Source organism: Gimesia algae (assembly GCF_007746795.1).
Classification (GTDB): Bacteria; Planctomycetota; Planctomycetia; order Planctomycetales; family Planctomycetaceae; genus Gimesia; species Gimesia algae.
Genome location: NZ_CP036343.1, coordinates 1,153,260 through 1,170,937, shown reverse-complemented (window position 1 = coordinate 1,170,937; position 17,678 = coordinate 1,153,260). Strand labels below are relative to the sequence as shown.

Sequence of the window (17,678 nt, the reverse complement as noted above, 5' to 3'; positions counted from 1 at the left end):
TACCGCCTGCTCGATAATGTGTAGGCTTTCTCGCGGTCAATGGGGGAATCTCTGTTTTTCGTGATGAGAACGTCCAGCGCAAACGCGCGAGCAGAGAGGCCAAGATAATTAAACACGAAGCTGTGTGAATGGCGTCATTTGGCAGCCAGAAGAGTCTGCCCCAGGGAAATCACAGATCCAACTGAAAACGGATGCCGGCGACGAAGGCGTCGGGGTAGATGCCAGAAGGGGTGGTGATGTACTGCAGGTCGGGCTGAATGATCAGATTATCATTCACGATTGCCTTGTAGAAGACTTCGATCATCACTTCCTGGTCGGTGCCCCCCTGATCAAGGTCGACCCAGCCTGCACCGGCACCGGTAACGTCTGCGTCGCGATTGCGGATCAGGCCGGTATAGGTGATGCCGGCCAATGCGTCACGCGGTATCAGCGGGAAGGGAGAGTTTCCACTGCTGTAGGTGGGAAAGTGCTGGACGAAGGCGGACAGGCCTTGCGGGTTGTCTGTGTCACAGCCTGCTTCACGAATCAGCATCTGCTCGTACTGGAAATAGTAGCCGTATGCTCTGGGTATAGCACCGGAGGGGAGTTCTCCGGGTGTTTCATAGGTGATGCCTGCAGTCAAGATGCCGGGGAGTTGCCTGAGTGGAGTAGAGTAGCGATATTCGAATTCGCCGATCAAGAGGGCGGAACCATTATTGGAAAAAATACCGACTTCATTGCTGCGGTAGGCATCCCAGATTCCTGCTTTGACGGTCACTTCATTAGAGAGGTCCTTCATGAGTACAACCGCCGGGCTGGGAGCTGGGAATGAAGGGAGACCGGCTGAGGGGGACAGGCCAAAAGCAGAGTTAATGAAGTCGCTGGCGGTATCCATGGTGACAAATTCAGAATTAAGATCCTGTCTGCCGATGCGCATGGTGATTCCGGTTTCGTACAGATCGACTTCCCACCAGAGTTCGCTCATTTGAGTAATGTTGTTGAGTGAGTCGATACTGCTGATGATCTGCGTGGCGCCGACATTCTGTTCCAACCCTCGACCATGTGTATTTTGAAACAGCACATTGATCTGACCTGGAATGGGGGCGTTGAGCTTTTCGAGGTCAAACGAGAGAGAAAGATCGAGCAGTCCTTCATAGTGTGTTGAGTTACTGGTTGATATTCCGCCGTGTGCGTTGGTGAAAACTTCACCATAGTAGACCGGCTGGAACGTGATACCGTCATCTGAATACAGTATAGAATCGAGAAAAATCTGTTCTGGTGTGTCTGCTGATTCACTTTTGGACACGCAACCTATAGAGGCGTCCTCTGCTACGACATTTTCTACCGCGCATTCCTGCCCGACTGACTGGTAGGCAGGGAGCGCCACCAGCAGGAACATGTATGAAAGGAAGACCTTAAGCCGCACAGTTACGCTCCCTGTTTGCGCAACGTTTTCGATAACGGTATGAAAATTCAGAGTTGTGTACTCTTATCTTCGGCAGAAATAGAGAGGGACGTCCAGTCTGGCAAAATGGACAATATGAGTTGAGAATGACGATTTCTAAGGGGTAAGGTGTTTTCGCAGAAACTTTTCGACGAGCTGCATGCGTTCTTTGTCGAAGAATTCCGGGCCGCCATGTGCGCCGCCGTGAATGACTTTGAAGGTGACGTCGCGCTGACGCTGTTCGTATTTGCCTTGTAATTCGTGTGACTGGTTGATGGGAACCTGTGGATCCTGATCGCCGTGAATGATTAACAGAGGCGGGTCCTGCTCATCGACATGGAAGACCGGGCTGGCGAGTCGGGCGAGATCGGTTTTTTTTTCCGGTCGATCGCCGAGTAAGAGTTCCAGCGCAGGGATGCGGACGCTTAAACCGTGCGGCGTGGACTGGGGGAGGATCGTCATGAAGTTGGTCGGTCCGAAATAATCGACGATCGCCTGCACGCTGGATGATTCATTGTCGAAGTTGCCGAGATCTCCTTCGAGTTGCTGGTTGTCGTTGGTGACACCCATTAAGGCAACGAGATGGCCGCCGGCGGAAGAACCGAGGATGCCGATCTTGTCTGCATTGTATCCATATTTCTCAGCAGAGCCCCGCAGGAAGCGGATGGCGGCTTTGATATCGTGGATCTGGGCTGGGAACTTCGCGACGGGTGAGAGACGGTAATCGACGCTGGCGACGGCGAAGCCGTGTTGTACCAGTTCAATGAGTGGCATATTTGCTTTGGAGCCCGCGCGCCAGGCACCGCCGTGAATCCAGACCAGGAGCGGCGAATGCTGTTTGGTTTTCGGCAGATAGAGATCAAGCAGGAGTCGATGGTTGTCGGCGGTTGCGTATTCAATGTCAGTGATCTGCTGGTAAGAATTCACAGCAAAACTCCTTTCCGGGACAGAGAACAGTGACAGCAGCAGAAACAGGCTCAGCGAGTAGCGATTTCTCATTGACGTCTCTTTCAGTTGACATACGGGACCGGGGTTAGAGGACTATCGATTGTAATCCCCTGCTCTGGCGAATAACACCGGACGGGCATCTGGACTCGCCGAATCTTTACTGATCCGGGAAAACCTGAAAGAGATAAATCAGCAGTAACACACCTCGCGCGGTCCAGGCGATAGTACGAACCCAGTTGGAGATTACCAGTCTGCGGAGATGGCTTGGGGAAAAGCGGGACGCGAGCACATGATGCCGGGGAACCTGCAGGAGAGCTGTGGAGAACCAGATGACAAACAGCAGACCGACGCCGGTCCAGGTGAAGGCGGAGCCCATGCCGGGGGGAGGCCAGTACACAATAGCGATGGTGGTGGCCGCTTCGGTCAGCATCATCGGGCCAACGGCGAACGTTGTGCGGAGTTGGTGAGCCTGCTGGTAGCGGGTAAAGCGGGCGCGACCGACCAGGGCGAACAGCGGATAATGCACGATCTGTACGAACCAGATCAGGCCTACCATATAGAAAGTAGAAACCAGTTGCAGCAGGAACAGGATTTTCACGACATCTGGTGCTCCGAGTGAAGGACGCCTTAGTACGCTCTGGCTGGATTATTCAGAGACCGAATTTGTCTTTTCAGGTTGTACCAGTCGAATCAGAACTTCGTTGCGACGCAACGGACCTGGTGTCCAGGGGGGATCATAGCCGGCTGATTCGACGCTGCCTGTCTGGCTCAATCCTTTCTGTTTCATCCAGTCTTGCAGCTTCTGCTCGGCTTTGGCAGTGGTGGCCTGATTCATTCGTCCGCTGAAGCGGTAGACGGCAAATCGTCCCCCCTTGCGTTGCTGGATGCGGACGTTTTCACCCGTGGGAACCGGTATTCCCTGTGCTGCGGTCTGTTGGGGGATCACAAACGACATCTGCCTGTCAGAAGGTTTGTTTTCGGGATCCATAAATACAGGAGTCGTCATGGAGACTTTCTGCTCCTGCTGATTCGCACCATCTATATAGCGGAACAAACGCATAAATCGTCCGTCCCGGTCTACAGCCTGTGCTTTGCTGTCTGTTGATACGAGCATTAAATCAGGATACTCGCGGATTTGGTAGGAGCCATCGGTTTCAATGACTGTGTACCGGGCTGATTCGTAGGCGTTTCGAGCTGTAAGCTTCCAGCCGAAATAGAACAACAAGACCAGAACTGCAGCAATGGCAGGATAGATCATCCACTTTCTCTTTCGCGTGAGCTTTTTAGTCTGATTATTCACAGTTGTGCTGCCTTTTTTTGTCTACAAAAATCAGAAAGAGCCGTCTATAAAGACTTTAGACAGATCTGCGCGATTGGCAATTGGTAATTTTGAACGAAACTCGTTTGCCAGAGGATTTCTTGAGTGGGGGGCAGTTTTAGATGAATGAGTCAGGCCGCACGGTGCAACTGGTAAGTGGTCCCCTGCAGACAGAGCGTCTCCCCGATGGGAGCCGCAGGTTATTGCGTTCTATTAAAGTAAAAGTACGTGACAAAGAGATTATGGTTCCCGCAGGTTTTAGTTCTGACTTCAGCTCCCTGCCCCTTCTCAGCCAGATTCTGATCGACTCTGCCCGGGTTGATCTGGCGGGGGTAATTCATGACCGGTTGTATGTGACAGGTCAATTCACGCGCTGCGAAACGGATACAATCTGGCGGTTGATGGCTCAGTCTGGTGAGTGTCATGCCAATCTGTTTCAAGCGTGGCTGGGGTGGTTGCTGATCCGACTGGGGGCACGATTCGCCTGGGATCGGGCGCGGAAAAAGAGCCGATTGCTGTGAACTCGCGATTCATCCCAGCTGTCTAGTGCTTTGTCAAGCTGCAAATTGAGGGTTGGGGGGTGTTGTTTACGTGCTCCGTTGTCGCACTCTCGTGATATCTATCAACCCAAATTATAAAAATGACACTCCACTAGTCCCACACAGACTGGAATGGTCAATTTGTCATACCCGCTCAATTGCTGGCGATTCTGTTGCCAGAGACTGGGGTTTCACTTGATTTGCCTGCGAAACAGTCTTCCAAACGCTGGTGAAAACACAATTTCGTGGCATGTTGTTTGCACGAATATTCCTGCAAAAATCACGGTCGCAATAGAATGGTAACGATGATATGATGCGCGGTAATGGCCATCTGCTGACAAACGTGGATGAATCGCAAGCAACAACAATTAGATCTTGGCCACACCTATTGCCCCATATTTTAGACTGTGTCCAGTTTTACTGTAGCGTCTCCAGAGCTGTTTGAACCGAGCATGATAGATTGAGTGACGCTATGGTTAAACCTGATGCGCTCTAACCCTCCGTTCAGCACCAATCCCGCCGTGAGTGAACGCGCAGAATTCCCGCGAGAGTTCGACTGGAGTGTGGACTACAACAGGGTCGTCTCAAATAGCAAACCCTAATTCAAGGATAGATTTTACGTGTGGTCTCTGAAAGCAGCACAACGGGCATTAATCGCCGCCGGTTGTATGGCGATGATTTATACTCAGTTCACAATGTCGCCAGCGACGATAGAGTTCGCCCGTTCCCTGGGCGCGACAGGCTGGCATATCGGGATTCTGGGTGCACTGCCGACAATGATGCTGTTTTTCCAGTTTCTGGCGGCTGTGGTGGCGAATCACCTGGAGTACCGCCGCTGGCTCTGGTTGCCGATCTCAATCCTGCAGAGGCTGATTCTGATTCCGATTGCGCTGATGGCGTGGCTGCTGCCTGACATGTCTAACGCAGCCGAACTGTGGTGGCTGATTGGGTTAACAGCTGTAAACCATGCCTTGATCCACTTTACAACGCCGCTCTGGCTGTCGTGGCTGGGTGATTATCTACCTCACAAAGGGCTCAATCATTACTGGGGATATCGTCAGGTCTGGATGTACTGGACCGGTGCGATTTCGCTGCTGGGCGGTGCGATCTTTCTGGCGAAGAGTGGTCTGGAGATCGGAGATGGATTTGCCTGGCTGGTCGGCATCGGTGCTTTCTTCGGCGTGTTTGATATTCTGTTCTATTTGAAGATCGAAGAACCGCCGGTCACCAAAGTAAAAGAACCCAAACTGAAAAAGGTACTGCTGACGCCTTTTCAGGATCCGAATTTCCGGTCTTTCATTTCGTTTACCTGCTTCTGGCATTTTGCAGCGATGCTGGGAGCTCCTTTCATCAGCTATTACCTGCTGGATTATATCGGGATGGATGTGTTCCGTCTGCTGCTGCTCTGGACGTGTGCATGGCTCGGGGGAGCTGTCTTTTCGAAGCATCTGGGCTCACTGGCCGACCATTACGGCAACCGGCCCGTGTTAATTTTGTGTACGGCTTTTAAGTCGACAAACATGATCGGGCTGCTCTTTCTGCCACGCGACCCCACGTTGGCGTTCTGGATTATGGTACCAGTATTTATTGTGGATTCTCTGCTCAACGCGGGTATCGCCATTGCCAATAACGGGTTCATGCTGAAGAATTCCCCTTCCGAAAACCGGACGATGTATATCGCTGCGGGAACCGCCTTTGCAGGACTGGTAGGAGGCGTGACTTCTATTCTGGCAGGTGGATTTCTGGTACTCGCTTCCGGCTGGAGTGTGACCATCTTTGGCTCTGAATACAACAATTTTCACATGATCTTCGCGATCAGTCTGCTAATGCGGCTGGTGGCCGCCGTCTATGCCCGGACCATTCGCGAGCCTGACTCACACTGGACATCTCAAGTGGTCATGAAGCTGGTTGGAGTTACACCGTTCCGCATGTTGCGATTTCCTGTCGGGCTGTATCGTTCTTTCCGACCCGATGAACTGCGGGGCAAATCCCGTAAAGGCAAACGTGAACTCAAACAGCCGGAAATCGCTGCCAAAACAGAACCGACCTGACCTGACCGCTGCCAGTTTGGCTTTACGTGGTTGCATTGTTGCCGATGGTCATTCAGAATGGAGTGATGCCGGTCTGTTTTTCAGGCCGGGAATCGCTTTTGTTAGACTATCATCTGGAGACTTCTTCCATGCGCGGGACGATTGTTGCTTCTCTATTGGCTATGGTGTGGCTGTTTAATCCGGGTGACAGTGCCCGGGCCGTCGAACCTCATGAGGACCGGTGTGTGATTCTGGTCAGCGTGGACGGGCTGGCCAATTTTTATCTGGATGATCCCCTGGCGGATATGCCAACGTTGAGAAAGCTGGCGAAAACCGGGGCGCGGGCCGACGGAATGGTCTGTTCGTTTCCGACGGTGACCTGGCCAAACCACACTACGCTGGTGACCGGCACGACGCCTGCGAAGCATGGCGTGATCGGGAATAACTATCTGGATCGCAAAAGTGCTACGTCGGTCGCTTTCATTCCTGATCCCCTGTTCGATAAAGACCAGATCGTCAAAGTACCGACGATCTACGATGCCGCTCATAATGCGGGACTGGTGACTGCGGGGATTGTCTGGCCGGCAACGCGAAACGCACGGACGTTGGACTGGACCGTGCCTGACATGTTCGGCAAAGAAGCCTGGCCAAAATACGGAACGCCGATCTGGCTGGAAGAACTGCGAGCTGCAGGACTGCCTGTGGATCTGCATGGAGACTGGACGGGAGAGAGTGGGGGCGGCGTGAAGCGGGACTGGCTATATACCCGGATGGCCCGGCAGCTGTTTGAAAAACATCCGCCGAACCTGTTGATGATTCACCTCGTCGAAGTTGATCATGTGGAGCATAAATATGGTCCACGCAGCCCGGAAGCGTACTGGGCCGTCAGCTACGCCGATGACCGTCTGAGGGATATTGTGGATGCAATTGAGCGATCACCACATCGTGATAAGACGACGCTGGTCGTGGCCAGCGATCATGGATTCTTCCCGATTTCGAAAGACATCCGTCCGAACGTGATCTTGAAACAGGCAGGACTGCTGTCTAAAGAAAAGAAGCAGGCATACTGTCTGTCGCAGGGGGGCGGATGTATGGTCTATCTGCTGGATGACGCGAAGCGGGACGAAATGAAGGAAGAACTAAAGAAAAAGTTTGCTGCCGTGGAAGGGATTCACGCCGTTCTGGATAAGGTTGAATATACGAAACTGGGACTACCCACTCCTGCGGAAGATTCGCATGCACCTGATTTCTGGCTGTCGGCGAAGTCGGGGTATTCATTCACGAACAGTGAAACGGGGGATGATGTCGTCGCGCCGCGAAAGACGCCTGGCGGCACGCATGGTTATCTGCCCGATCAACCTGATATGCTGGCGACGCTGGTGATCAACGGATTTGGTATCAAACCGGGAACGAAGCTGGGCAAAGTACAGAGTATTGATGTAGCGCCTACGATGGCCCGGTTACTGGGTGTTGAATTGCCAACGGCACAGGGAAAACCGTTAATGTCCGCGTTGCAGAACGACTGAACGCAGAGCCCGGTTACAATCGAGTGATGATGGTATGATTGGGGGCGAGGTGAATCTGGTTATTCTCGATGACAGGCTCTGGTTCTGATGTGAGGAGTATTGTACCTGTCAACGGGACGGGCAGTGGTTGTGCCTGCATGTCTGCCTGGGGCGTCAGGCGTGCCTGAATCCGGATGTCCTGGTACTGCAGGGTAAAGAGACTGGACTGACTGTCATAAGCTGTCTGCAGGTTGACTGGTGAAAGCCAGCCGTCATTGATACCCTGTTTTCGTAACTGAAGTAGCCGCTGGTACCAGTGAAACATGCCGGGGTCCTGTAGTGGCGCTTCGTTCCATTTCGCATTGAAGAACGCTTCGGCTTGTGAGGGAAGCAGCGCGTCCTGCCAGATATGAGGCGGGTAATCTCCCCGGCGACCGACGTCGACGGCGTCGCGTAGGTGACGGTCTTCGAAGTCGACAAAGAATGGAAATGGGGCGGATGTCGCGAATTCTTCTCCCATGAAGATCAGCGGAATGCCGGGATAAAGCAGGACGAGTGCAGCAGCAGCTTTCTGAAAGGATTTGGACGTCAACTGGTGAATGCGCTTGCCGTGTGGATGATTTCCCACACTGTCGTGGGTCTGAAGTGCGATCACCAGGGACGGCAGATGCTGATTGGTTTGATCGGTGTTTCGTTGAGATGCTGTCACCCGCGTGTTTTCGTGACCGGCATAGATGTAACCGTGTTGCAGCGTTTCTGTGAGATCGGTGGCGCCATGGTACGTTCGATGGGTGAGATGCACGTTGGGAAGTGCATGAGAATAGAGGGAATACATCAGGCAGTCACACCAGATGCCTGTGTAGGCTGCCCTGTTCTTATCAGCTGTGATGAGGTCGTGGTTATAGACATTGGTTTCAGCAAAAAGATGTACAGGCCAGTTCGTTGTTTCGGCGTGCTCTGAGACAGCCTGCCTGATTTCTTCGAGGATATGGAAATGGCTGTCATCATACATGCAGTGTACGGCATCGAGTCGCAGGCCATCCAGATGATACTCTTCCAGCCAGAAGACTGCATTTTCGGTGATGAATCGGCGGACGTATTCGGAATCGGGGCCGTCATAATTCAGGGCTTCTCCCCACGGAGTGTGGTGTCTGTCTGAAAAATAGGGGCCGAATTCCGAAAGATAATTACCTTCGGGACCCAGATGGTTGTAGACAACATCGAGAAAGACGGCGAGACCAGAGCGATGGCATTCATCAACGAAGTCCTTGAAATCGTCAGGAGAACCATACGTGTTGCGAACAGCGAACAGGTTAACTCCATCGTAACCCCAGTTCCAGCGACCCGGAGTCTGAGCGACCGGCATGAGTTCAACCGCCGTGATGCCGAGTTCAATCAGTTCCGGAATGCGTTCGATGGCGGCCTGAAACGTACCCCCTCTTGTGAAGGTGCCGACGTGTAATTCATAGATGACCAGAGCCTGTTTCGCAATTCCCTGCCAGTTCTGGTCGGACCAGGGAAAATCGAGCGGATCACAGATTTGAGAAGCAGCGTGTACTCCTTCTGGTTGATACTGTGAAGCAGGATCGGGTCGCGAGACCTGATCATCAAGGTGATACAGGTAGTAGTCTCCCGGGCGGGCGTGGGTGAGCGTGCCTTCAAAGTAACCATGTTGATTGCGAGTCAATGTGAAACTACTTTGATCAGACTGGTCCCCTGTCAGTAATTCCACAACGACCTGCTTTCGATGCGGTGCCCAGACTCGAAAGAAGGTGGAATCAACGGTGAGTGGAGTCGCTCCCAGTCTTAGCTGGTCAGTTTGAATCTGTTCTGCGAGACCAAACCAGCGGCAGCCTTCCAGCACACCTGAAGTTGCCGTCCCCTGCGCGAGGTAAAGTCGGTTTTTCCAACCCGACGTCCGGTGAAGATTGTAAACGCGTTGCGCCAACTGGCGGTCTGCGTTTCCTACCAGAATAGTGCGATAGCCGGCGGTCAGTGCCGCCAGGTCATTACCGGAGTCGCCGGAGAAGACAATGTTTCCTGCGTCGTATCCATTGTTTTCGGTCCACCATTCCAGCGCGAGTGCTTTGGAAACAGTTGCCGGCAGAAGATCAATCAGGCCATCACCATTAAAGGGATCGACGCTATGGATGATCGAATACGGGGCATCGGTCTGAGTCAGGATTTCCTGAACGCGATCGACCAGCGTTTCCTGTTGGGCAGCGTCTGTATAAAAACTGAGTTTGAAACGGCCTTGTTTGACGGGTTCCTGCAGACGGAGTCCGTCAATTGTTTCTAACTGATCGCGCAATGTCTCAATGGGCATGGAGGTGATGATCTGATCCTGATAGTCCTGGTAGGCAGTGACCAGTGTAAACTCGCCTGATTCCTGTCGTTGAAAAATGGAAGTGCCGACATCGCAGATGACCCACTCCGGTATGGGGAGTTGAAACTCTTCAATCGCCTGTGAGACCGACTGGAAATGTCTGCCAGTCACAAAGATCAGGGAGTTGCCACGGGCTTGAAACTGGTCAGCCAGTAGACGCAGATCTGATTGATTTTGGGGATTCTGATTTAGGGGAATCAGAGTTCCATCCAGATCGGTGGCAAGGACCTGTTGTGTGAGTTGCGCAGCAGTATTTCCGGCAGAATTCTGAGTGGCCATCAAAACGCTCCTTCAATTAAACGCGGTTCAGCCAGAGGATCTGGTACGGTGCCAGAACCAGTTGCTCTGACGTGGCGTAAGTTTTATCGTCGATGACGTTCTGAAAGAACCGTCCGAGTCCTGCGGTACGGAGTTTGTTGCCTTCGATGACCTGCGCTTCATCAGAGAAATTTGCGAGGACAATCAGGCGATTGCCTTCATAGAGACGGACGTAACCGAGAATATGTTCATTGGCTGTGGCGATGAGTTCCATATCCTGACCAGCGAGAGCGGGCAACGATTTTCGCAGGGCAATCAGTTTCTGTGTGGACCGAAAGATCGTTGAGCGGATAGAACCATTCCCGGCTTTGATATGGTCGTCCAGTTCTTCGAGAAACTGCCACTGCATTTTGGGGCGGTGAATCCAGCGGGAGTCTCCCGCTTTGGCGGGATCTTTCACAAAATCGTAATCGTTGAGCATACCCCACTCTTCTCCCAGGTACAGGAGCGGGATACCCCCAATACTGAGAGAGACACCATGCAGCAGCAGCATGCGGCGCAGTGCCAGTTCTTTTTTCTCTTCGTTTTCTTCTTCGATCGCCTGTTCCAGTCCGGCCAGCGACGCCATCGTGCCGGAAATTCGCATGTCCCCGGTTTCATGGTTTTCCTGAAACGGTACGCCTCGCGCAAAGGATCCGGGGAATTGACCTGTATAGAAATCGTTGAGAAACTTGCGATGGTCATAGGCATTGATACCGATGGCCTGGGCGTCGGCATCATCGAAGGTCCAGCCGATGTCATCGTGGCAGCGCAGGTAGTTCACCCAGGCGGTGTTTTTGGGGAGCTTATAGCGATGTCTGAGCGTCTGGACGAGCAATGAGACATTCCGCGTCGCCAGCGATTCCCAGAGCAGCGCCATGAGTGTGGGATTGTAAGAAATCTGGCACTCGTGTTCGCTGATGTATTTCACCACATCATCGGGGTGCACGATGGCTTCGGATTTGAACAAGAGGCCAGGAGTTGCGATGCGTGCCAGGCGATTGAAGGCCTGGATCAGGGTATGAGCTTCGGGCAGGTTTTCGCAGTTGGTGCCCATCTGTTTCCAGATAAAGGCGACGGCGTCGAGTCTCAGGATGTCGATGCCGGTATTGGCGATGAAAAACATTTCTTCGAGCATGGCGCGAAAGACGGCGGGATTAGTGTAGTTCAGGTCCCACTGGAAACTGTTGAACGAGGTCCAGACCCACTGCTGCATCCCATCGTGCCAGGTGAAATTTCCTCGGCGGACGGTGGGAAAGATTTCCCGCAGCGTGCGTTCGTATTGTTCGGGTTTTTCCCGATCGGGGAAAATATAATAGTATTCCTGATACTCGCGGTTTCCCGATTGAGCCAGTTTAGCCCACTCGTGGTCGTCGGAGGTATGGTTAAACACAAAGTCGAGCACCAGTGAGATCCCCGCTTCCCGGAGGTCTGCTGCCAGTAGGCGGAGGTCATCAATGGTTCCCAGTCGCGGGTCGACAGAACGATACGTGCTGATGGCATAACCGCCGTCATTGTTACCGGGGCGGACCGCAAATAGAGGCATTAAGTGCAGGTAGGTGAGTCCCAGGTTTTTGAAATAGCTGACTTGCTCGCGGAGTTTACTGAGGTTTTCCCCAAAGAGGTCCACATACAAGGCGCCCCCGCTGATGCGTTCTGACTGAAACCAGTTGGGTTCATTGATGCGATGACGGTCGAGCGCGCAAAGATCCTCGGGGCGCTCAGCCCAGCCCCGGGCCGCGGTCAGTAGAACCTGTTCAATGTGATAAAAGAAATCGTACCGGGAGCTATAAAGCTGAAACAGCAGTCCAAACAGAGGACGCCAGTGCTCATTCAGTCTTGATTCAAATTCATGTATTTTGACATCATCAATCTGGCTGGTTTGCCAGACTTCCTGCAACTGAGGCTGCAGGCGCTGCAGTGTCAGATCCGCTTTGAAGTCAATCTCATCCTGCGCGATGCTCATTCGATCCGATCGTTGGGAATAGTAATCTTGTCTAAGAAGTTGTAATACTTGATGCCTTCGAGGATGCCCGCCGCATGGGATGCCTCTGCAAAATAGACGCGGGGTCGGTTGCGGAGACGTTCGAGCTCTTCACTATGATTGCCGACGACCACACCCAATGTACGGCCCAGCAGCATGCCGGCATCGTTGCCGGAATCACCTGAAACGAGGACATGCTCGGGGGCGAATCCCCACTTCCAGAGTACGTGCCTCATGGACAGGTCGCTTCCACCGCGCACCGGAATGACATCGAGGTACATGCCGAGTGACATAATAACCTTAGCACGTAATCCTGCCTCCCGGAGAATTTTTTTAATGGTTGAAATACTGGGGCTGACACTCGTGTCGAGTTCATAACTGATCTTAAATTCTGACTGATGTTCTTCAATTTGGGGATAAAAACCGGGTTGCAAGTCAAGGACATCACGAATTTCCTGCGGCTTCCAGGCATAGTCAATTGATTTCCGCCAACTGAGGTCCGGTGTGAGCTTTTCGCCGTAGTGTAACTGTGTTCCGGCATCTGTGTCGATCAGGTCTGGCTGAGGAAGCCCCAGTTCTTTAATGAGTTCCATTGCTGAATCGAGTCGCCGACCTGTGGCGATGCCAAAACCAATGTGATCATGTTCCCGAATCAGCTCAATGAATTCTTTGAGTGCCTCGTCGTCACCGGTCAGTGTATTGTCCAGATCTGTGATAATCAACCGATCAAATTCGGGAAGTCGACGCATCGTCGATTTGTCTGCCATCTCTGCCAGAACAGGAGCGGGCGAATGCTCAAGAATATCATCCAGGTCACGCAGATAACGCTCTGCATGCTGATGCCATGAATAATGTTCGCGGGTCCCTTTGATACCGTTGTTAGACCATTCGGCCCACTGCTCGGGCTCTGTTAACACGCGGAGCAGTGCATGTTCAATATCTGCTTTATCGAGCGGATCGACGAGTAGACCGTTTTTACAGTTGGCGATAATATCACGCGGACCGCCATCATTGGTTGAGACAATGGGGAGCCCGGTGGCACCGGCTTCGAGGAGTGTGAGTCCAAACGGTTCGGTCAACGCCGGATTGATAAAGACCCCTTTCAGCGAAGTCGCCAGGCGATAGAGTTCGGGGACATCATCGGGTTTGTGTGTTTTGGGATAAGCGACTTTCCCATAGAGATTGTAGCGGTCAATGAGATACAGAATATGATTGATAATTCTACGCTGCGCCTTGGGAAGGTCGCGCACATCATCACGTGTTCCCATGATCAGAACGAGATTTGCCATCTCTTGCAGTTGTTCGCTCTCACCATATACGCGGACCAGCATTTCGAGGTTTTTACGCTCATCGGGGCGGGCCATGGTAAGAATCATGGGTTTGTCTGGTTCCTGTAAAAAACAGTTCAAGTCTTCGGCAATTTTCGGCGTGGTCCAGTCTTTTCCTGCGGGCGAAAAATTCGTGAGGTCTACACCAGGTGGGATGACTTCCATGCGGGCGGGCTGGTAATGATCGTAGAGTTCGTATTGCTGCTGGACTTCCTGGTTGGTGCTGGTGACCACCATGGAAGCGGTTTCCAGCGCCAGCTCTTCGGCTTCGATGCGGGTTGTGAATTTGTATTTGCTTTCCAGTCGCTCGATGGCCTGATTCTCTTCTTTTCCCAGAGAGAGCCGCTGGCGTTTGACGCGTCCCAGCGAATGTCCGGTAAAAACATAGGGAATATGCAACAGTCGCGCCAGCTGTGCACCGGCGGCTCCCGCATCGGCGTAGTGGCCGTGGATGATGTCTGGCAGTCCAGTGCGTCGGAAATGCTGCAGAGTCTGATCGATAAACAGTTCGAGAAAAGGCCAGAGCGACTCTTTGCGAAGGTAGCGTTTGGGGCCAAATGGAATGCGGATGATTTTGGCGTTTTCGGAAATCTGTTCTTCGACCTGGGCATAATCGTCATCTACCTTGGGGTCGATAATCTGTCTGGTGAGCAGTTCGACTTCGCGGACATGTTCGTGCGCTGCCAGTTCGCGGGCCAGTTCAAGCACATATTTAACCTGACCGCCTGTGTCGGCATCGCGGCCTAATTCCGAATTATGTCCGCGGATTAGGCCATGCAGACTGATCAGAGTGATTTTGAGATCGCCGTGTTTATTTCTGGTCAGCCTGGCGGCACTGGACTCTGTTTGTGACGTTTTTTTTAACACATTTCGGGCCATTTGATTAGTCCTGTTAGTTCAAATTCAAAGAGTGAATATTTGGGGTGGTGAATACACGTGGGCTTGGTGGTTGTGTATTCGTAAGGACGGGGCGAGACGTTTTAAAAGAGTGATTGATTGTTTTCTGAATTGTTTCAAAATTGATCACCGATGATTCAGGCAGCGGACTTATAGCGTACGCTGAGCGATCAGATTGATTGCTCAACAGCCGGTGACAAGAGTTCCTGATTCCCAGAGGGGAGTTACGACAAGTCTTGTTAATCTTACTTCTCCTGACTGGTTCATCCTCGAGCCGATGTTGTGTCTGATTAAGGTAGCAAAGGGCATGCCAATACCGGGTTCAGTCGAAACGATGGAATGAGACATGTGTGACCCAAAATATGTGACAGGCTTGTCTCATATCTGGTTGTGTTGATAGAATGGGAAGCTGGTGTCGCATTCTGAGATTCCTGATTTGAGTCGTTTCTTACGCATTTCACATTATATGCGCTCAGGGAATCTCTAATGAGGCTACCCGGGAGGTGAGATGCAAAAACCATTGATAGTCTGCAGTCTGCTGAACCGCAATTCAAAAGGGGCACTACAGTCGCTGGATTGTGAGCTTCTCCGGTTGCCTTCTGCGGATCAGTTACTGACAACAGAGTTCCCCCGACCGCCTCGGCTGTTTGTGATTCAGACGGTCCCTCCCGATTATGACGCGACGCGGGCAGTAGTACTTTCTCTGCGCGGTCAATGGCCTTTGACAGATGTGCTGGTGTGGGCACCACAGGCGGAGGGGAGCACTGTGCGGACTTACTTTCAGGCAGGCGCTCATGATGTCGTATTGCAGCGGCAGGAGTCGAAGCTGGTGGAAGTGATTGAGACAACACTGCAGAATCAGAAGTTTCTGCCACGGATACATGACTTGGGTCGTCAACGAAATAAGGGGGCGCGATTTGAATCGATGTTAAGTCGCAGCACCGAAATGTGGGACCTGTTTGAACTCTGCGCGCGTGTGGCACCGACTGATGCGACCGTGTTAATTGTCGGTGAGACCGGCACGGGCAAGGAATTACTGGCGCGGGCCGTGCATCGACGCTCCGGACGCGAGGGGCGGTTTGTGGCGGCCAACTGTGCGAGCATCCCCCCTGACCTGATCAATTCCGAACTCTTCGGTCATGAAAAAGGTGCGTTTACCGGAGCGGATCGGGCTAAGAAGGGATTGGTGATGCATGCGAATAAGGGGACACTGTTTCTGGACGAAATTGGCGACATGCCTCCTGAGGCGCAGCAGTGTCTGTTGCGTATGCTGCAGGAAAAACGGATTCGACCGGTGGGCAGCCAGGTAGAGACGGAGATCGATGTACGTATCGTGGCGGCGACGAATGTGTTGCTGGATGAAGCAGTGCGTGACGGTAACTTTCGCGAGGATCTGTTTTACCGGCTGGATGTGATTCGTGTGAATGTGCCTCCACTGCGTCAGCGTCCGGAAGATGTATTTCTGCTGTTTGGTCATTTCACGAAACGACTGGCGAAACATTATGGTCTTGAACCTCCGACTTTTACAGACAGTTTTTTAGACGCATTGCTAGAGTACGAATGGCCGGGCAATGTACGCCAACTGGAAAACTTCAGTGAACGACTGGTGCTGGAACGTTCGCAGTCCGCCTTGACGGCCCGCGATTTCGACAAGCTGTGGAATACGAATCTGGTGGAGATAACAGGGACTCGGGAACATAAGCAACAGGCTGTGTGGCGGAATAGTGTGGACCCTGCCCGTTCCCTGCAGGAGAACCTGGACCCGGTGCTCGAAGAACTGGAGCGGGAATATCTGCAGGCAAAGCTCAAACAGCATTCAGGCCGGGTGGCTGAGACGGCTGAGGAAGCGGGTATCAGCCGACGAACATTGCTCAGGAAGATGAAACAGTACGGGATTGATAAACAGAAATTCAAATCGTGAGAGAACCGCTTTCAAAATACCAGTTATCAGGGTTGAACTGCTTTTAGAATTGCGTCAGCGATTGCCTGCATACCCTGATCGCCGGGGTGGGCGGCGACGCCGGCGTGTTGAAATTCACGTTCTGAGCGAGCGTAGTTCTTTTCCTCTTTACTGAGGCTGCGGATATCGACAAACGTCCCGCCTGCTTTCTGGCAGGCCTGGCGTAATGCTTCGTCTTTCAACTTGTTTGGCCAGAAGCTGCTGCGTACGATGATGGTCGGATGATGGTCCTTCTGCAGTTGCTTGAGCAATTGTTCCACGCTGGATTGAAACTTTGCCTGTTCTTCTGCTGTTTTGAGTTGCGGGACGTTTTCTCCAATTGTGAGTATCACCAGATCAGGGTGAAACGTGAAGGCATCCTGCAGGTGTTCTTTCAGGTTGTAAGTCGCATATTGTCGTTCAAAGGTAGCGATGTTCTTTACCAGAATTTTCGGTTTGACGACAGAAGATTTCGAAAGAGAAGCTGTGACGATGTGGACGTAGTCCTTTTTCTGGCTGCTGGCCGCCATTCCCCAGTTGCCGTCCCAGCCGATCTTCTTTGAGGGACCATGCAGCGTGATGCTGTTGCCCAGGAATAATATTTTCTGAAAGGTGGGGGTTGTTTTGGGCTCGTTGGCCTGGGCAACCGTCGTCAGGAAGATCAGGGCGAGTGTGCATGACATAGCCATCTCGAACAGGGAGAACCACTTAAGGGAACGAGTTTCTGTCAGCGTGTATTTCATCATACGTGGCTCTCTCGTTGATGTGGATCAATAGAGAATTACTCCGATACCCTTCATTACCTCTCGGTTCCATCAGCATAGAATCTGAAAAATGAGTTCGCAAGTGATGCTCAGAATCTGCAACAGGAATTGCGAAGCTGTCAGTCACCCATCATGTTAGCTACCCGCCAAAGTAAGCACATGAAGGTGACTGACAAACTACGCTAAATCCTGTCCGATGGTGAAATACAAGATTGATCAGGCAATAAATTGAGCGGTATCGCGCACGCGTACCGATTCCAGGTAAGCGGCGACTGTATGTTTTTCAAAACGAGCTTGACGGCTGTAGTCGACGATGGCAT

At 52.3% G+C, this 17,678-nt stretch carries 12 protein-coding genes; 4 read left to right on the top strand and 8 right to left on the bottom strand.

The genetic code is table 11. The features are described 5' to 3' along the window. Positions 1–169: 169 nt before the first annotated feature. The 4 genes from Pan161_RS04380 to Pan161_RS04365 all read right to left on the bottom strand — a co-directional run bounded on the left by Pan161_RS04380 (position 170) and on the right by Pan161_RS04365 (position 3,629). Positions 170–1,405 (bottom strand): carbohydrate porin, encoded by a 1,236-nt coding sequence (locus Pan161_RS04380; protein ID WP_145224381.1) that lies wholly within the window; start codon positions 1,403–1,405, stop codon positions 170–172. 135 nt (positions 1,406–1,540) lie between these two features. Next, complete coding sequence (locus tag Pan161_RS04375; RefSeq protein WP_145224379.1) at positions 1,541–2,422, bottom strand: alpha/beta hydrolase; 882 nt, start codon at positions 2,420–2,422, stop codon at positions 1,541–1,543. 106 nt (positions 2,423–2,528) lie between these two features. Next, positions 2,529–2,969 (bottom strand): hypothetical protein, encoded by a 441-nt coding sequence (locus tag Pan161_RS04370; RefSeq protein WP_197995688.1) that lies wholly within the window; start codon positions 2,967–2,969, stop codon positions 2,529–2,531. 48 nt (positions 2,970–3,017) lie between these two features. Further along, entirely contained in the window at positions 3,018–3,629 is a 612-nt protein-coding gene (locus Pan161_RS04365; RefSeq protein WP_145224377.1) for an SOUL family heme-binding protein, read from the bottom strand. A gap of 182 nt (positions 3,630–3,811) precedes the next feature. On the opposite strand from Pan161_RS04365, the gene Pan161_RS04360 reads away from it, so the two are divergent. The 3 genes from Pan161_RS04360 (at position 3,812) to Pan161_RS04350 (ending at position 7,784) form a co-directional block, all read left to right on the top strand. Further along, the gene (locus Pan161_RS04360; protein WP_145224375.1) at positions 3,812–4,210 is read left to right on the top strand and encodes a DUF1353 domain-containing protein; all 399 of its coding nucleotides are present in this window, start codon (positions 3,812–3,814) and stop codon (positions 4,208–4,210) included. Positions 4,211–4,848: 638 nt separating this feature from the next. Next, positions 4,849–6,279, top strand: coding sequence for an MFS transporter (locus tag Pan161_RS04355; RefSeq protein ID WP_232103619.1), 1,431 nt, complete (start codon positions 4,849–4,851; stop codon positions 6,277–6,279). 65 nt (positions 6,280–6,344) lie between these two features. Further along, a complete protein-coding gene (locus Pan161_RS04350) occupies positions 6,345–7,784 on the top strand; it encodes an alkaline phosphatase family protein (protein WP_232103618.1) in 1,440 nt (479 codons plus the stop codon). A gap of 13 nt (positions 7,785–7,797) precedes the next feature. On the opposite strand, the gene treZ is transcribed toward Pan161_RS04350, so the two are convergent. From treZ to Pan161_RS04335, 3 genes are read right to left on the bottom strand one after another with little or no spacing between them, the layout of a single operon-like run. After that, positions 7,798–10,428 (bottom strand): malto-oligosyltrehalose trehalohydrolase, encoded by a 2,631-nt coding sequence (treZ, locus tag Pan161_RS04345; protein WP_145224373.1) that lies wholly within the window; start codon positions 10,426–10,428, stop codon positions 7,798–7,800. A 16-nt stretch (positions 10,429–10,444) separates the two neighbouring features. Further along, positions 10,445–12,412: an alpha-amylase family glycosyl hydrolase gene (locus tag Pan161_RS04340; protein ID WP_145224371.1), complete on the bottom strand. Its 1,968-nt coding sequence runs from the start codon at positions 12,410–12,412 to the stop codon at positions 10,445–10,447. Further along, positions 12,409–14,637 (bottom strand): HAD-IIB family hydrolase, encoded by a 2,229-nt coding sequence (locus tag Pan161_RS04335; protein WP_145224369.1) that lies wholly within the window; start codon positions 14,635–14,637, stop codon positions 12,409–12,411. Before Pan161_RS04335 ends, Pan161_RS04340 begins: the two co-directional genes overlap by 4 nt. A gap of 526 nt (positions 14,638–15,163) precedes the next feature. On the opposite strand from Pan161_RS04335, the gene Pan161_RS04330 reads away from it, so the two are divergent. Then, on the top strand, positions 15,164–16,576 hold the full coding sequence (locus tag Pan161_RS04330; protein ID WP_145224367.1) for a sigma-54 interaction domain-containing protein: 1,413 nt from the start codon (positions 15,164–15,166) through the stop codon (positions 16,574–16,576). Between the two features lie 26 nt (positions 16,577–16,602). Here the strand turns inward: Pan161_RS04330 and Pan161_RS04325 are convergent, their stop codons facing one another. Next, on the bottom strand, positions 16,603–17,340 hold the full coding sequence (locus tag Pan161_RS04325; protein WP_232103617.1) for an SGNH/GDSL hydrolase family protein: 738 nt from the start codon (positions 17,338–17,340) through the stop codon (positions 16,603–16,605). Between the last annotated feature and the right edge of the window lie 338 nt (positions 17,341–17,678).

Excerpts from the sequence above, each read along its gene's own strand:
- Pan161_RS04340 (WP_145224371.1), bottom strand. The coding sequence starts at position 12,412 with ATGAGCATCGCGCAGGATGAGATTGACTTCAAAGCGGATCTGACACTG.
- Pan161_RS04325 (WP_232103617.1), bottom strand. The coding sequence starts at position 17,340 with ATGATGAAATACACGCTGACAGAAACTCGTTCCCTTAAGTGGTTCTCC.
- Pan161_RS04365 (WP_145224377.1), bottom strand. The coding sequence starts at position 3,629 with ATGATCTATCCTGCCATTGCTGCAGTTCTGGTCTTGTTGTTCTATTTC.
- Pan161_RS04330 (WP_145224367.1), top strand. The coding sequence starts at position 15,164 with ATGCAAAAACCATTGATAGTCTGCAGTCTGCTGAACCGCAATTCAAAA.
- treZ (WP_145224373.1), bottom strand. The coding sequence starts at position 10,428 with ATGGCCACTCAGAATTCTGCCGGAAATACTGCTGCGCAACTCACACAA.
- Pan161_RS04350 (WP_232103618.1), top strand. The coding sequence starts at position 6,345 with ATGCCGGTCTGTTTTTCAGGCCGGGAATCGCTTTTGTTAGACTATCAT.
- Pan161_RS04375 (WP_145224379.1), bottom strand. The coding sequence starts at position 2,422 with ATGAGAAATCGCTACTCGCTGAGCCTGTTTCTGCTGCTGTCACTGTTC.
- Pan161_RS04335 (WP_145224369.1), bottom strand. The coding sequence starts at position 14,637 with ATGGCCCGAAATGTGTTAAAAAAAACGTCACAAACAGAGTCCAGTGCC.
- Pan161_RS04360 (WP_145224375.1), top strand. The coding sequence starts at position 3,812 with ATGAATGAGTCAGGCCGCACGGTGCAACTGGTAAGTGGTCCCCTGCAG.